The sequence below is a fragment of the Bacillus sp. FSL L8-0152 genome (genome assembly GCF_038006365.1).
In the GTDB taxonomy this organism is placed as follows: Bacteria; Bacillota; Bacilli; order Bacillales; family Bacillaceae_G; genus Bacillus_A; species Bacillus_A cereus.
On record NZ_JBBOVB010000002.1, the window covers coordinates 1 to 14578 of the forward strand.

Genomic DNA, 14578 nt, shown 5'->3' on the forward strand with positions numbered 1-14578 from the left:
TCCTCCACCTAAAATAACTACATTTCCGGCAGGAATTCCCTCAATACCTGATAATAAAATCCCCTCTCCTTGATGTTGTTTTTCTAAATAATATGCTCCCATGAATACAGCACGACGCCCAGCAATTGCACTCATTGGCTTTAATAATGTCAAAACACCATCTTCGCTAATTGTTTCTCCTGCAATTGCAGTAGTACCAGCATTTCTCAGTGCTTCGACACACTCTTTCGACGCAGCCAGATGTAAAAAACCCCAGATTATAAGATCTTTTTTAAAGTAACGATATTCTTCAGGTAATGGTTCTTTTACTTTAACTACCATATCGACTTCCCAAGCTTCTCCTTGTGCTACTAAATTTGCACCTGCGCCTGTATATTCATCATTTGTATATCCTGATCCAATACCTGCATCTTTTTCTACTAAGATTTGATGCCCTTCTTCAACTAACTTCCGAACATTTTCAGGGGTCATTCCTACACGTGCTTCTCCCTTTTTTATCTCTTTAACTACTCCAATTCTCACTTCTAACACATCCTTTTATAAGCAATATAATACCTAGGATTAAAAAAGTAATACATGAATTTACCAAACTTATTATGTCCATTCATGTTATTTTTATTGCCTAACTAGCTTTTAAGGTAGAAAACATCCAATATCAATTATTGTTATAAGGATATGTAAACATTTTTCGAAATCCCAGGTAATATTCCTCCTACCAAAAGTATGTGGAATTGATTCGGTAACTAAAGAGACGATGCGCTGAAAGTAACTATGTTCCCGGAAGGTTAACAAACACTACTTAAGAACGCCTAATCAAACGATTGTATCAAATAAAAGATACTGATTAATATCAATTATCATATGTTATTGATGAGAGGCGAATCGTTAAGAAATAGATTCCGAAAAATACTTCTATTACTACAAAAGCTTTTTAACCATTTAGTGTTATAGAAATACCACTAAGGAATGTATATACTGAAATTGTTGCGATAACAGCATTGCTACTTGTATTAATAACAGAAACTGTATTAGAATTCACATTGGCAAAATATATATGAACTAATTCAGTCAATGATGACCTAATAAACGTAGATGTAAATTAAAAAACCTCTTTAGAAAGAAAAACCTAATTAGGGACTGTTACTGTGCTTTTACAGCAAGGCTATTCAAGAAATTACTAATTGAAGAAGCTTGAAAAATACGTAGGCTAAAAGAGCTGATATTATAATACTTTTCAGTAATTATAAGTATTGATGGAAAGAATTTAGATTCTTTTGGCTGCCAAGATTCGTTATGCCATTCCTGACTGTGGAAGTATAATTCATACCTATTTATTTTATCTTGCATAACTTTTTTGCTGTAAACTGACTTCTGGACTTCAATGAAAAATGGAGATCTACGCCAAATTGTAAATGCATCAGGTTCCATGAATTCTTTACCGTACTTTGGCTCCACTTTAAACAGTTTAGGTTTTTCATAATAGATAAGCTGTTTATACACATCTAATATGCCTAGAAAGTGGGGGATCTTTTGGCTAGTTTTGCGAAGTGTGCTGGATTGAGGGAAGTAAATGTATGGCTGTTGCGAGATATTGGCATTCACATGACCATCTCTTCTTAATCGCTTCATCACCGTATTACAGCATGTAACCGCGTTCTTTAATCCTTGAAAATGCAAATCAATAATGTCATCACGAGACATACATCTAAAACGCTTCAAATTGTTTAGTATGGCTTTGTCTCTATTCCTCATAATCTAACACCCCGAATAATTGATTTTCTTCTTGTGGTAGGTTTTGCAACTTTATATTCTCTTTCGGAACGCGATAAGGTTCAACTATCTTCTTGGCTTTACTTAATTCTAAATAAGGAGATTGTACTTTCTTTAATCCATTTAACTTTAATATCATTTGGCCAGATTGCTCCAAGCGTTCTGAACCAGGAGTACCCATAATATTACTATTAATTGTACTATCACATTTAAAGCCCATTCTAACCGTCATATTGAGCTTTAGCTTACCATCCAACACTTTTGCATCAGGTCGTTGCATACTTAGCATTAAAAAAACTCCAAGTGCCCTTCCGACTGCCGATATTTTTTCAACTATAGACATACATTCCTTTTCATCTTGCAACATAACCACTTCGTCGATAGCAAGTAAGATATATGGTTTCTGATTATCAGGATTTAATTTGTTGTATTCGTCAATATGATCTACTTCATACTCTTCCATCAATTTTCTACGTTCGCGTATTTCCTTCCACACTTTCTGCAGCATAATCTTCATTTCTATTTCTTCCATGCAAACCTCTTTTACGTGTTTCACCCTTCGCAAGAAATGAAATTCGGAATTCTTCAAATCGCCCAGGTACAACTGTAATTTATCAGGAGACATATATTGAATAAGTGTAGACAGTACAACGCGTACCATACTACTTTTCCCGCTCCCCGTCTCTCCTGCAATTAGAAGATGCGGCGTGTTTGAAGCAATCATGTCATACGTAATCATATTTCCAAATTGGTCACGCCCCACAATTACAGGAAGATGATGTTGTATAAGTAATGGCTGCCACTTCTTATAACTGTAATTGTATGCTTGTAGCCCAGCATCCGAATGAAACACATTAAGTACGAATCTTTTAATATCACCGTCAATTGCTACATTACGCCCTAATATTTGTTGAAAGCAAAACCACTTCTTTTCAATATTTTTCGGATCTAATCCGTTTGGAATGGTAAATATGTATCGAACCTTTTCTTTCGAGGAAAAAATGTCATGTATCTTCGGATAAATTGGTACTTTTCCACCTCTTGTTTGATGGTCTACATATAAACCTGCCTTTGTAAATACCTCTATAAGTCGATTCTTCAAACTTTGTTTATGAAGCCAATCCTTTAAAATCCCCATGTAATTTCCTCCTTAAAACATCTCCACAATTTGAATGAATACATACCCAATGAAACAAACTCCACCTATCCTCATTCCATGATATATTCCATCACTTACAAGTTTCGCTGCTGCAACATGATCATTTTTCACAAGATGCTTTTCTAACAACGCCCCTCCAATTGTCGTTACTCCTAAAGCTCCTAAAGAGATAAATGTAGTTAACATATAAATTTCCCCTTTATAAACAGAATTTTGAATGTTGATGATACATGGGCTTACAAACTTAGAAATTTGGTAGAGTTACCTTGATAGCTAATTTGGTAGCAACCTTGATACATCTTATTGTGAATAGCTTGTACAATATGCAAATTTTTCTTTGCAATTGCGTATAGTTTTTTGCATTTTGGACAAGGATGATTAAAAAAGATTATGGAGGAGATTAGCGTGTGGGGTAGAGGTATTGGAAGACATAGAACAAAGCTAGCTAAATTTTTAGCTAGCTACGATTACTCAATTCAGGATTTTTCTAAAGCTAGTAAAGTAAACAGAAATACATTAGGCCAACTGTGTAATGACAAGGATTATGTACCATCACCAAATACAATGCAAAAAATAATGAAGATTGTTAGAAAACATGATTCTCGAAAACAAGTAACTGACTTTTGGCATATATAAAGAGAATAAACTCTTTATATATCATTCCTTATGCAAGCTTGATATTAATTTTTATAGGGATACGGTAACGATTCCTTATAGGCATTGCCTTACTGCCCTCTCGTTCTCACACTAAGCCTTAATTAATTTTTTAGTAGTGGAAGATTGTTTTCTTTTATTAAATCATAAATGAATTTTTCTAACACACTTTCAGCTGCTTCTCGCATTTGATCCGGTGTTGAATCATTAAACACCTTTTCTATCTCCCTAAGTAGTTGTTTTAAAGAATGGGTTTCCTTGCTATTTTCCAGGAATTCCTCACCTAACCCTTGAACAAATGTACTAATAACAATTACCTTTTCCAATTTAGTTAGTTCCATCTCTATGCCTCCTAATCAGATTATCATTCTCATCAAACACGACCTCTCCCCTAATTAATAAAGAGTTACCAAAAGTCTTGGTGTTATGACAAGATATGCATAGATATTGTCGATTCTCATGATTTAAGTATTATATTTATCCTGTGGTCTAATCTTAACGATATGCTCAGAAACTTCCCTAAATCGTGTAATTTTCATAATAGACAAGTAAAAGTCTCTAAAGGTATTACTTTAAATTCAAATCACACGTTTGTTAGGATCTATAAATCCGCACTAGAGATAAAAATTGGATTTATAGACCCGTATTTTTGGACAAATTTACCGGCTGAATTAACAGAAACTTTGTGTTACTCTGAACTTGTTGAATATCCCAATACATTCAACAATGCTCAAAATTGCATATTTACTATGCAACCATCCACCCAGATACCTTAGTTAATACTTCTCCCTAATTGTCGTTATTGCTAAGGTATCTTTTTAGATGCCCTGTGTACAGTTTTTTTCTCTCAGTGATAAAGCTATTTCCCATTTGATATAATCAATTTTTTCAGTACATTTTCTTAACAAAATTCAGATTTGGTATTTTTACTACCATTTACTTTATATACAGTTTTTAAGTTTTTCCCTTACAATTTTGAAATCTTCTGCTAAAATCTAAACATATTTTTGCGAACACTTAATTAATATATAAAATTTAAGTAAAAGACTTTTATATTAGTTTAAATGGTTGCCATAAAGACAAGGCAAATATCCAAGTAGGATCCCCATTTCCTTGATAGCTTTGAACCGCTTCATAAAATTTCCCTTGATACTCTACTTTATCTCCTTTTGTATATGCCTTTTTAGGATCCCATTTTTCATACGTTACATTTTGACTCTTTGTTGTTACTGTAAGGATGTTGCTTTGAACCGAGATATTTCCAGCCGTATCTACAGCCTTTACAGTATATTTATATTCTTTATTAGCTGTAAGGTTTTGATCAGTAAACTTTGTTTCTTGTACTGTTTGAATTAATTGTCCATCACGTAACACTTGATATTCTTTTACACCCACATTGTCTGTAGAAGGATTCCATTTTAGCTCTACACTGTCTGATGCAACATTGCTTGCATATAATCCCTGTGGCTGTGTTGGAGCTTCTGTGTCCGGTTTCGGATTAACAATTTGATTTACTTTCTTCAGGCCATCCTTTGTAACTTCATATATTACTTTTTTATCAAAGCTTTCGCATTTATTATTATCCAGATTTGTTAATGTCGCTCTCTCTCCACCTTCTAGGTGTGTAAGCTCAATAAAATTGCCTACTTTTACTGGGACTGTTTTTGATTCAGCATTTTGTTTGTTATTCCCATAAATCTCTTTGTTATATACCACTTTACCTGATGTATCCTGTACTTTAATACTTGCATACGTGCTATCAAAATAATTGTGTGGTGTACCTGCTATTAAACTAACTTGCAATTCTTCTGTTGATTTATTTAAATCAAGTTTTGCAAATTCAAAATCTCCTATACCCTTCATCGACCATGCAAACCGATCCCCTTCTAAAATGTTTGGAGATTCATTTTTGATTTTCACCTTTTTTTCCACAGTTTGATCAAATATATCTGTTAATACAATTTTTGCATAAGTATTTGTTGGTAATGATATAGATTGACTGATTCCATTTTGGTAAGATTTAATATCATTAATTACGTTAATCGGTTGGCCCGTCATATTTTCATTATTATAAATTTCAATTTTCCCCTTAAATTGAGGTGTACTACTATCTTTTAATTGCCAAGTTATATTTAATTTTTCATTTTCATAATACATAGACTTTACATCATAATCTAGTTTTCCTATTTCAGGTTGGCTAGGTTGATTTAACGTAAATGTTTTTCCTGTTCCAATAGTTGATCGAGAGTCTCCCCCAGCCTTAAACCAAAGATATTCTGAAGTAGCTCCCCCATCCCAATTATTATTCAATGGCTCTTGCCCCTCTATTGATTGAGTATTCCAAGATGTCCATTTTTTATCTGAGATATTTCTTCCATATCCATTTTTTACACGTGCCTCTCTTACATCTTGTCCATTACCAAGCCAGTCTTCTTGAAACAGCGTTTGTCCATAGTTAAATGTAACGTTAGGAACTGGAAAGTCCATAATCCCAATAAGCTTCCATTGGTTTTTTGAAACATCTTTTAACCACTGTCCAAATTTTGTGTGTCCATTCTCTTGCCAAGAACGCATTGTCATGCGATACCAATTATAATTCTTCCAATCATATGTCGTCTGAATTTTAAGACCTGTTCCTTCTCCACCAAAATTACTTGCAACTGATGTAGGGGATACATATTCTGCTTTTATTGCTTCCTTAGAAGAAATAGGATCCCAAACTGCAAAGTGCAAAGTACGCTTTCCATTTTCATCAAAACCGCTTTGTTGTTGGAATCCAGCATACCCACCAGCTTCTCCCCCCTGGTTCCAGTTATGTACAGCCCAATATGTATAAGGTGCTGTTTGAACAGGAGACCAGTCTATACTAATAATATCTGAAGAAACACTATTTTTAGGTGTAACATAAACTCCTGGAGCAGACGCCGCCTCTATGATAGAAATTGATGATCCAAACATCGAAAACACCGTACTAGCTGCTGTAATTGCTAGGATTTTTTTGACGCCATTTCTTGTTCTTTGATTGAACATAATTTTCCCTCTCCTCTTTCGTTATTAATAACTATTTAAAATAATATCTCTCTATATACAATTGAACAAATTCTCCATGAATGTAGTACTATTTTAATAAAATGGATATATTTGATGTTATTTTCACTGTTATTCAATAAGCATTTATAGTCTTTCGTTATAAATTTAAGTTATATATCGCTGAATTTATCCTATTAACAATAGAAAAATTCATAAAAATAAAAATATTTTAGAACTTTTTAAGCACTTATTAATTAAAAACCCCCCTTTTTCTACAAATGGGGGCGTAATGCGTTGAAAATCTTATAGTTTACTTTCTACATCTTACTTGTCTAAAAAATATTGAATTCATTTTTAAGTATTTGATGATATTGTTTCTCTGTTATTTCTTTTTTAATTTTCTTTCCATGCCGGGTTTCTGTAAAACTTTGCTTAGTAAGTGCAATATGCCCGTATTCAATTAATTTACAAATAATATTCGCCTTATTTACTGGTGATTCTGGATGCTCTATAACCATGTTTTGTATAGCATTCACTTTCTTTTCATTAATTGCATTTAAATAAAAAGCATAACCGATAGACCAGGTATCACTAAGATCCGAATCAAAAAAATGTGAAGTTTCTCCATTTTTTCCTTTTTTCATTTCTAATACATGGGTTCCTTTCTCCGTATTTTGTTTACGAACACGATATTCACCCGTTACAGAAGTCACGCTGTCACCGTGAAAAGGAACAGGATGTAAAGGGAGATAGGATGCAAAACCGGCGTCTATAATATAGTTTTCATATTTGTGTTGTAAAACGATAAGTGCATGGCCATCATCAGGGTTCCACTTTCTTGTTTTTGGATCATATAGAGTTCCAGCTATTCGATACACATTAAATCCACAATCACACAAAAAATAATATAATAAAGAATTAATTTCATAGCATAATCCACCACGATTCTTTAAAAGCAGCTTTTCTTCAATATTTTCTCTAGAAAATTCTTTCGTATTTCCTTCCATGATGTCTAAGTTTTCATAAGGTAATAAGTGCCCCATCTGCAAAAGAATTCTATGTAAATCTTCAAATTTCACATTTTCTCTTGGGGGAATTTTTAATTTTAAGAAAAACTTTTTTTGTAATTCAGTTAACATTATATATCTCCTCCATTTGCAGAAATCATATATATTTACCTATATATTAAAACTATTAATTATATATGGTGTACAGCTTGATTAATACATTTCATAAGAGTGTGTAGCACTAAACATATTAGCGACAATTAAGGAGCAAGTGCTCAAAAATTCCTTAATATTTATTCAAATGTATGTTTTTGATATTTTGATATCTTTGCTAATTCCCCAAAACTGAGTTGATAAGAATTTAAATGTAACGTCTAAAAATGTACTTTATGAAAAATCAAAAATAGAGAATCTAAGATGCAGTTATTATTCAGATAAATAACTATATAACCTTTAATCCTTCTACTTATACATATAATACTCTTTATATCGTTCAAACTTAGATTTTTTTGTTTTTGCTGGTATTATGGGTGACCTTAATGTTTTAGAGGGTGCCGCTTGCTTTGGCATTTCTAATACTCCACGTTTCTTGAGCTCTCTATACAAACTACTCACTTTGCACCCTACTATTTTCGCAATGTCTGGATATTCGGTCCCTTGATTAAATAATTGAACTGCTTGTTTGCATCTTTCATCCCATTTTTCTTCTGTCGTTCGATTTTTAACTGATTTTTTTTCTAACTTGAAATACTCTCTTTCTATATTACAATTCTCCGCATTATACTGTTCTGCGTCCGCTTGAAGATTACAAAACTCCTCCCCCTCTAAGGGTATCATTTGTGCTTTTTTCGTAATTACTTTCATGTTTCATTCACCTCATTTTATTTGATAAATTCTCGCATCCTACTACGTTATCTACAATTCTTGCTAGTTTCTCAGATAATACTTATAATAAGGCCATTAATACTTCTATCCTTATCACTTCTATTACAACTTTTAATTAATTATTTACAAGCCACATTGATTTTGCTGTTTACGTAAACTACTTATTTGACATTCAAATTGATGTACATTTCTTATACATATCCATTCCTTCTTAACACCAGCGCTTGCTAGCAAATGTAATCCCACTTCAGTTTTATTTTTCTTTTAGCAGCCTTTTCATCAAAAATCAATTCCGTTCCTATTTGACATGCTGCTTTTCCAATTTTTCAATCATCAATACAATATTTATGTACACAACTAGTATGATGATCTTGCAAATCTAAAATACAAATTCTCATTTTTCTATTATTCATAATTCCAATCTCTGCGGTATAATAGTTGCCAATATTACACCACTAATGACAACGCTTTCTAATTCTAATAGATTTGATTCATCCCATTTGAACAAGTCTATTCATTTTTGAACCCAACTCCAAACAATCCTACAATTCCATTCATAACAACGGGTATTTCAGTCTGAATTTTTAAATTATTTTTCTATACAAATTTTGATGATGTGGTAAAATTATAAATGAAAAAGAGTATGGATTTAAAAGAAGCCAATGAATATAAAAATTGGCTTTTTTCTTGATGGAAAATGAAACAAAAACTTCTTTAAATCTTTATTAGTGATAAGTTTTAAAGAAAATCCATCCTGGTTATAGTTTTACATAATTGTAAACTATAGTAAATTGATATTATTAATATTGAATATTCTTAACATTAATCCCACCTATACACATCAACAAACAAAACATTACTATTAATTTCTACTAATTTTTTGTAAACATACTAAATTATCACCTTTTAATGGATTTATTTACCTTAAAATTATCTTTAAATTTATATATTCTATTTTTGTAGTTTTAATACCTCTTTGTATTTAATATTTCTTTTACAAATACAGGTAATCTATCAAATATAGTGAATCCGAATTAGGGATATGAAGTCTATACATCTTCTTTAATTTCTAAAATTACTAATTCAGGAAATTTATAAGTAACCTACTATTTATCAATGTGTAGCATAACAATTGCCCTCGAATCTTCAAGTAACCCACCAAAATTAATTTGTCTTTCAATAATTCCCTTTAGGTGTCCACCTACTTTTTCAAAAAGCTTCTTTATCTTGAATAAACCCTTTTTACGTTCAAATAAATATTTTTTCAAACTTGTGCGTGCCCTAAAAAAATACAAGTGATTTTATTCTAGTCACCTTGAATTTCTTGCACACCTAGTGAAAAGAATCCGTTTTTTACTAACGGGTTCTTTTCTTTATTCGTCATACTATAACTAGATTGTTACATTTTTTCACAGCTCACCTTTACTTGCATAAATATTCCGTTCTTATAAATCCGTAAATCCTCTTTCCTTTAATGCTTTTATGTTATTTGAGTCTATTCATGTAAATTCATTATTTCTCCCTTATTCAATAGCCTCTGAACCTGTAGGTATAAGGTTTATCTAGAAATATAGTCTAGGACACATAGGATTTTTGTGTACGAAAGAAAGAATCGTAATTTCAACCAAAAACCATTTATTTACCTATTTTAAGTTTCTAAATTTGTATTGATAATTCTTGGCTTTAGAAGTATCCTATACATATTCAAACATTTGAAGATGTATAGGATACTTCTGAAATGTTAAATGTAAATATATACTTGAGGTGTTTTAATGGGAACCGAAATGCAACAATTTAAAGCAGATTTCTTTAAAGCTTTATCGCATCCTTTACGAATAGGGATTTTGGAACTTCTATCAGAAGGTGAAAAAAGTGTAAATGAAATTCAAAGCATTCTTAAAAAAGAAGGTTCTGCAGTTTCTCAACAATTAAGTGTATTACGCGCGAAAAATATTGTTGTTGGCACTAAAGATGGAAAACGAGTATTATACTCCCTTCGAGATCCTATGATTATGAATTTATTAGTGGTTGCGCGGAAAATTTTTAACAATCATTTAATTGATACAATTTCTATGTTAGAAGAGCTAGATGAAGCAGAAAACGAAATGGTAAAGGAGGAATAAATTGAGCAATGAGGCTAAAAGAGAAGATATCATCCAACATGGAATTGAGATATTTCACTCTATAGGAGCTCATCACGTTTGTAATGTTTGCATTAAAAGTGGATATTCTTGTTGCTTTTCATGTCAACATTTACAAGATGGTATTGGATGTCAAAAAAGGAATACAGCTTGTACAGCATGGTTATGCGGCATTCAGAACTTTTTGTTTGATCAAATAGGATTATTAGAAGAATGGAATCGTTTTTGGACTGAAATTCCAGGACAGATATTTCGTAGAGATATTACTCCAGATAAAGTAAAAGTCACTACGTTTATTGATACGAAGAAGCTAGATAGTCGAGCTGGAGAACTTCTAGCGGAAAGATTACAATTCCATGTACAACAAGGTGGAGATATAGGAAAATTAGAACGTCATTTAAGCAAAACTTATAGTAAGTATTAGGATGTCGTTTTCTTTGATAAAAATTAAATCCTCCTGTATAAAACGAATGCGACACATAGTTGTAATCCGAGTTTATTAAAAAGAGAAAAGAAGGGTTTGTAATGAGAGGTTTATTTACGGGAAGGTTTGAAGGATATTCATTAGGGCATTTTCAAAAAGATCTTCTTTCAGGACTGATTGTTGGAGTTGTTGCGATTCCTCTTGCTATGTCTTTTGCCATAGCTTCTGGTGTAAAACCAGAGTATGGAATTTATACAACGTGTATTGCCGGGATACTTATTTCTCTATTTGGTGGTTCAAAGTATCAAATTGGAGGGCCTACAGGGGCTTTTGTTCCCATTCTTTTAGGGATTGTCATTACTTATGGGTATGAAAATTTACTACTCGCTGGTTTGATGGCTGGAATTATCTTATGCCTTATGGGAATTTTTAAATTAGGTTCGTTAATTAAGTTCATACCACGTCCTGTAACAATTGGTTTTACTTCAGGTATTGCTGTTATTATATTCACTGGACAAATTGCTAGTTTTTTAGGTTTAACAGGCATAAAAAAACATGAGGACTTTATAGCAAACTTGAAAGAAATATTTACTCATATCGATACCACTAATTTTTATAATGTAGTAACTGCTTTGATTTGCTTTTTCGTTATACTCGTAACACCAAAAATTTTGCCAAAAGTACCGGGTTCATTAGTAGGTGTTTTGATTTCAACTATAATTGCAACTATATTTTTCTCAGGTCATGTACCTACTATTGGTACAGCATATGGTACGATTACAAATACACTACCTCAGTTTGATATACCAGAGATCACAATAGAGCGTATCCAACATTTAATTGGCCCTGCGTTTGTTATTGCTATGTTGGGCGGTATTGAGTCCCTTTTATCTGCTGTCGTTGCAGATGGGATGACAAATAGTAAACATAACAGTAATAAAGAACTTATTGGTCAAGGAATTGCTAATATTGTTACCCCATTATTTGGAGGAATTCCGGCGACTGGAGCAATTGCTCGAACAGCAACGAATATTAAAAGTGGCGCTGTTTCACCCATGTCCGGTGTGATTCACGGAGTATTTGTGTTATTTACGCTTCTACTGCTAGCTCCATACGCCTCGCACATCCCACTTGCTAGTATGGCTCCTATTTTAATGGTTGTAGCGTGGAATATGAGTGAGCAACAGCATTTTGTTCATATACTTAAAATGAAGACCGGAGATTCTCTTGTATTACTAGTAACATTTTCCCTTACTGTATTTACAAGTTTGACAACGGCTGTGGAAATCGGTCTTATTTTAGCTGTTATTTTGTTTACAAAACGTATGAGTAATATGCTTGTGATGTCAAAAGTGCTTCCTGATCATACAACAAAGAATGAAAAATTATTACCGCATGTGGTAAATAATACTCATGATTGCCCTCAAATTAGTATTTACACAATAGAAGGTCCATTATTTTTTGGAGCTGCGCAAACATTCGAACAAAACATTTTAGCGACAATTCATTATAGACCCAAAACTCTAATCTTACGTATGGGCAAGGTTCCTTTTATTGACACAACAGGCGAAGCCTACTTTAGGAATATTGTCCAACATTTTAAAAACCAAGGTGGCGTACTTCTCATTTCAGGGGCTCAATCAGAGTTGAAAACAACTCTAATTAAAAATGGATTATATGCTGAGATTGGAAAAGAGAACTTTTTTGATCATACAGGAGAAGCAATTAACTGTGCTTTAAGACATTTGAATAAAGCGAAATGTGTAGGATGTAAACATTTTGCTTTTCATGAATGTGCCCAGCTCTCCCAACAATGCCAGGATATTAATACAATAAAAAACAAATCAAAAGCATTAGAATTTTAAAAAATATATTTCCTATACAAAGTTTACTTGTTTTAATTTACTCTTTTAAATATTTTGCTAAAAAGCAGAAAAGGAGAATGTTTAATTTGGCGAATGCGAAGAAGATTTTTATAAAGTTTCAACAAGAAGGATTTTCATACATTCAAAAAATGATCATTACACAGCAAGAAGAGAATATATTCCTTACATTTCAATGCAAAAAAAATTGTACAACTAGTACCCTTTCAATAGATGATAAAAAGAATTACGAAAAAGCTATATCGTTTTTTTCTCATGCTTCTGGTGGTGTAATTATATGGGGAATAGATTCAAATAAAAATAATAATGGTGTTCACATAGCTAAAAAAATTCACCCTATCTCTAATGGAAAAGAATTTTTTAGTAATCTAAATGATTTATTATTTAAAAATCCCAACAATACAAACCAAGATGTTAAAAATATATATATTCCTTTGCCTAAAGAAGTAAACCGTGGATTTGTAATCACCTATGTCCCCAGGAAAGACTATCTATTAAAACTTAATGACTACTATACAAAAACCAGGGATAACTTTACAATGATGATGGGACAGATTCTATTAAATGATATGTTAGAAAATAGAAAATTATTATGGGAATCACTATAAATCATGCATATAAAGAAACCCTCTTGCTTTTACAAGAGGGTCTCACTTTACATTATTTTATTTCGGTATAAAGATAAATAAAAAACTGTCATTTGAATAAAGAAAACACTAAATACAATGTATAAGGGATATCCTGGAATATACATATTAAAAATAGGAGAAAGCACTAAAAATCCAATTGCGATGATTAACACATACCATACTGAAACAAATGCTGTACGACAAGCTCTTTCAGTAATTAACTTTTCACGTTCGTCTTCTAGGGGAAACAATAGTGGATACATCAGATATGAAAGGGCATTATATTTCTTCCGCTGTATTTTATAAAAAATTGTTATTACAATACCTATAACTAATAAGAATAAGACTGGTGTAATATTTAATGATACTTCAAAGGCTACTTTCTTAGCTTCAATAATATTGGCAAGTTCTATAATGCCGTAATAAAGTTCTATGAATACCCAACATGCTAATGCCATAATAAGTACATTAATCACATAAGAAATCATCAATCTATTCATCCTCTTCTTCCTCCTCCTTATTTAATACAAACACTTCTTCCATCTTCAAATCAAACACATCACAAATTGACAATGCTAGTAATAATGAAGGGACGTAATCCCCTTTTTCAATTGCTGCGATCGTTTGCCTCGTCACTCCAACTTTTTCAGCTAATACACTTTGTGTGAAATTAAAACGAGCTCTAATTTCCTTTACTTTGTTAAAAATAGTCAAGTTCACCACCTCTTACCTTAAATGTATACCATAATTAACAAAATGTAAAGTTAACTTAACATTTGTTCCGCTTAAAAGCCAATTTTATAAAAAGCGGTACCACCACATATTCATTAATTTAAAAATTGTATAGTGGCCCTAAAACAAAACGCTGGTTGCGTGCTCTAAGGCTGAATTATTTGATATAGCAGTAAACTTCAAATACTCCTCACCTTCCAATAGAATTAATTAATAACGTGGAAAAATCAAGTGAACTCTTGCTGTTCGAGTCGTTTAGGTACC

Annotated in this window: 15 protein-coding genes and 1 pseudogene; 5 read left to right on the forward strand and 11 right to left on the reverse strand. The window is 32.2% G+C overall.

Going from position 1 to position 14578, the window contains the following annotated elements; genetic code table 11:
* The 5 genes and pseudogenes from MHH27_RS28370 to MHH27_RS28390 form a co-directional block, all read right to left on the reverse strand.
* Window positions 1-522: pseudogene (locus MHH27_RS28370) on the reverse strand (alanine dehydrogenase); the annotation flags it as partial.
* A 409-nt stretch (window positions 523-931) separates the two neighbouring features.
* Window positions 932-1072, reverse strand: coding sequence for a hypothetical protein (locus tag MHH27_RS28375; protein WP_369812842.1), 141 nt, complete (start codon window positions 1070-1072; stop codon window positions 932-934).
* Window positions 1073-1140: 68 nt separating this feature from the next.
* Complete coding sequence (locus MHH27_RS28380; protein ID WP_016513387.1) at window positions 1141-1752, reverse strand: replication-relaxation family protein; 612 nt, start codon at window positions 1750-1752, stop codon at window positions 1141-1143.
* Window positions 1742-2908 (reverse strand): FtsK/SpoIIIE domain-containing protein, encoded by a 1167-nt coding sequence (locus MHH27_RS28385; protein ID WP_340944956.1) that lies wholly within the window; start codon window positions 2906-2908, stop codon window positions 1742-1744. The genes MHH27_RS28380 and MHH27_RS28385 overlap by 11 nt, the downstream gene beginning before the upstream one ends.
* A 12-nt stretch (window positions 2909-2920) precedes the next feature.
* The gene (locus MHH27_RS28390; RefSeq protein WP_097925370.1) at window positions 2921-3115 is read right to left on the reverse strand and encodes a hypothetical protein; all 195 of its coding nucleotides are present in this window, start codon (window positions 3113-3115) and stop codon (window positions 2921-2923) included.
* Between the two features lie 219 nt (window positions 3116-3334).
* Between MHH27_RS28390 and MHH27_RS28395 the strand changes: the two genes are divergently transcribed.
* Window positions 3335-3565, forward strand: coding sequence for a helix-turn-helix domain-containing protein (locus MHH27_RS28395; RefSeq protein ID WP_000264559.1), 231 nt, complete (start codon window positions 3335-3337; stop codon window positions 3563-3565).
* Between the two features lie 122 nt (window positions 3566-3687).
* Here MHH27_RS28395 and MHH27_RS28400 read toward each other — a convergent pair whose 3' ends face one another.
* The 4 genes from MHH27_RS28400 to MHH27_RS28415 all read right to left on the reverse strand — a co-directional run bounded on the left by MHH27_RS28400 (window position 3688) and on the right by MHH27_RS28415 (window position 8484).
* Window positions 3688-3924: a hypothetical protein gene (locus MHH27_RS28400; RefSeq protein WP_097925372.1), complete on the reverse strand. Its 237-nt coding sequence runs from the start codon at window positions 3922-3924 to the stop codon at window positions 3688-3690.
* Between the two features lie 709 nt (window positions 3925-4633).
* Window positions 4634-6613: a DUF3472 domain-containing protein gene (locus MHH27_RS28405; RefSeq protein ID WP_097961227.1), complete on the reverse strand. Its 1980-nt coding sequence runs from the start codon at window positions 6611-6613 to the stop codon at window positions 4634-4636.
* A 332-nt stretch (window positions 6614-6945) separates the two neighbouring features.
* Window positions 6946-7752, reverse strand: coding sequence for an arylamine N-acetyltransferase family protein (locus tag MHH27_RS28410; protein WP_098566845.1), 807 nt, complete (start codon window positions 7750-7752; stop codon window positions 6946-6948).
* A gap of 330 nt (window positions 7753-8082) precedes the next feature.
* A complete protein-coding gene (locus tag MHH27_RS28415; RefSeq protein ID WP_340944962.1) occupies window positions 8083-8484 on the reverse strand; it encodes a hypothetical protein in 402 nt (133 codons plus the stop codon).
* Window positions 8485-10277: 1793 nt separating this feature from the next.
* On the opposite strand from MHH27_RS28415, the gene MHH27_RS28420 reads away from it, so the two are divergent.
* The 4 genes from MHH27_RS28420 (at window position 10278) to MHH27_RS28435 (ending at window position 13561) form a co-directional block, all read left to right on the forward strand.
* Window positions 10278-10628 (forward strand): ArsR/SmtB family transcription factor, encoded by a 351-nt coding sequence (locus MHH27_RS28420; protein WP_000536397.1) that lies wholly within the window; start codon window positions 10278-10280, stop codon window positions 10626-10628.
* A gap of 1 nt (window position 10629) precedes the next feature.
* Window positions 10630-11070 carry a DNA mismatch repair protein gene (locus MHH27_RS28425; protein ID WP_340944964.1) on the forward strand — a complete coding sequence of 147 codons (441 nt, stop codon included), beginning with the start codon at window positions 10630-10632 and terminating at the stop codon, window positions 11068-11070.
* A 101-nt stretch (window positions 11071-11171) separates the two neighbouring features.
* Window positions 11172-12935: a SulP family inorganic anion transporter gene (locus tag MHH27_RS28430; RefSeq protein ID WP_340944967.1), complete on the forward strand. Its 1764-nt coding sequence runs from the start codon at window positions 11172-11174 to the stop codon at window positions 12933-12935.
* An 86-nt stretch (window positions 12936-13021) separates the two neighbouring features.
* Window positions 13022-13561: a hypothetical protein gene (locus tag MHH27_RS28435; RefSeq protein ID WP_340944969.1), complete on the forward strand. Its 540-nt coding sequence runs from the start codon at window positions 13022-13024 to the stop codon at window positions 13559-13561.
* A gap of 47 nt (window positions 13562-13608) precedes the next feature.
* Here the strand turns inward: MHH27_RS28435 and MHH27_RS28440 are convergent, their stop codons facing one another.
* Both MHH27_RS28440 and MHH27_RS28445 read right to left on the reverse strand, forming a co-directional pair.
* On the reverse strand, window positions 13609-14082 hold the full coding sequence (locus tag MHH27_RS28440; protein ID WP_029442955.1) for a DUF2178 domain-containing protein: 474 nt from the start codon (window positions 14080-14082) through the stop codon (window positions 13609-13611).
* Window positions 14075-14296, reverse strand: coding sequence for a helix-turn-helix transcriptional regulator (locus MHH27_RS28445; protein ID WP_340944972.1), 222 nt, complete (start codon window positions 14294-14296; stop codon window positions 14075-14077). The genes MHH27_RS28440 and MHH27_RS28445 overlap by 8 nt, the downstream gene beginning before the upstream one ends.
* Between the last annotated feature and the right edge of the window lie 282 nt (window positions 14297-14578).

Excerpts from the sequence above, each read along its gene's own strand:
- MHH27_RS28380 (WP_016513387.1), bottom strand. The coding sequence starts at position 1,752 with ATGAGGAATAGAGACAAAGCCATACTAAACAATTTGAAGCGTTTTAGA.
- MHH27_RS28385 (WP_340944956.1), bottom strand. The coding sequence starts at position 2,908 with ATGGGGATTTTAAAGGATTGGCTTCATAAACAAAGTTTGAAGAATCGA.
- MHH27_RS28390 (WP_097925370.1), bottom strand. The coding sequence starts at position 3,115 with ATGTTAACTACATTTATCTCTTTAGGAGCTTTAGGAGTAACGACAATT.
- MHH27_RS28400 (WP_097925372.1), bottom strand. The coding sequence starts at position 3,924 with ATGGAACTAACTAAATTGGAAAAGGTAATTGTTATTAGTACATTTGTT.
- MHH27_RS28405 (WP_097961227.1), bottom strand. The coding sequence starts at position 6,613 with ATGTTCAATCAAAGAACAAGAAATGGCGTCAAAAAAATCCTAGCAATT.
- MHH27_RS28410 (WP_098566845.1), bottom strand. The coding sequence starts at position 7,752 with ATGTTAACTGAATTACAAAAAAAGTTTTTCTTAAAATTAAAAATTCCC.
- MHH27_RS28415 (WP_340944962.1), bottom strand. The coding sequence starts at position 8,484 with ATGAAAGTAATTACGAAAAAAGCACAAATGATACCCTTAGAGGGGGAG.
- MHH27_RS28420 (WP_000536397.1), top strand. The coding sequence starts at position 10,278 with ATGGGAACCGAAATGCAACAATTTAAAGCAGATTTCTTTAAAGCTTTA.
- MHH27_RS28430 (WP_340944967.1), top strand. The coding sequence starts at position 11,172 with ATGAGAGGTTTATTTACGGGAAGGTTTGAAGGATATTCATTAGGGCAT.
- MHH27_RS28440 (WP_029442955.1), bottom strand. The coding sequence starts at position 14,082 with ATGAATAGATTGATGATTTCTTATGTGATTAATGTACTTATTATGGCA.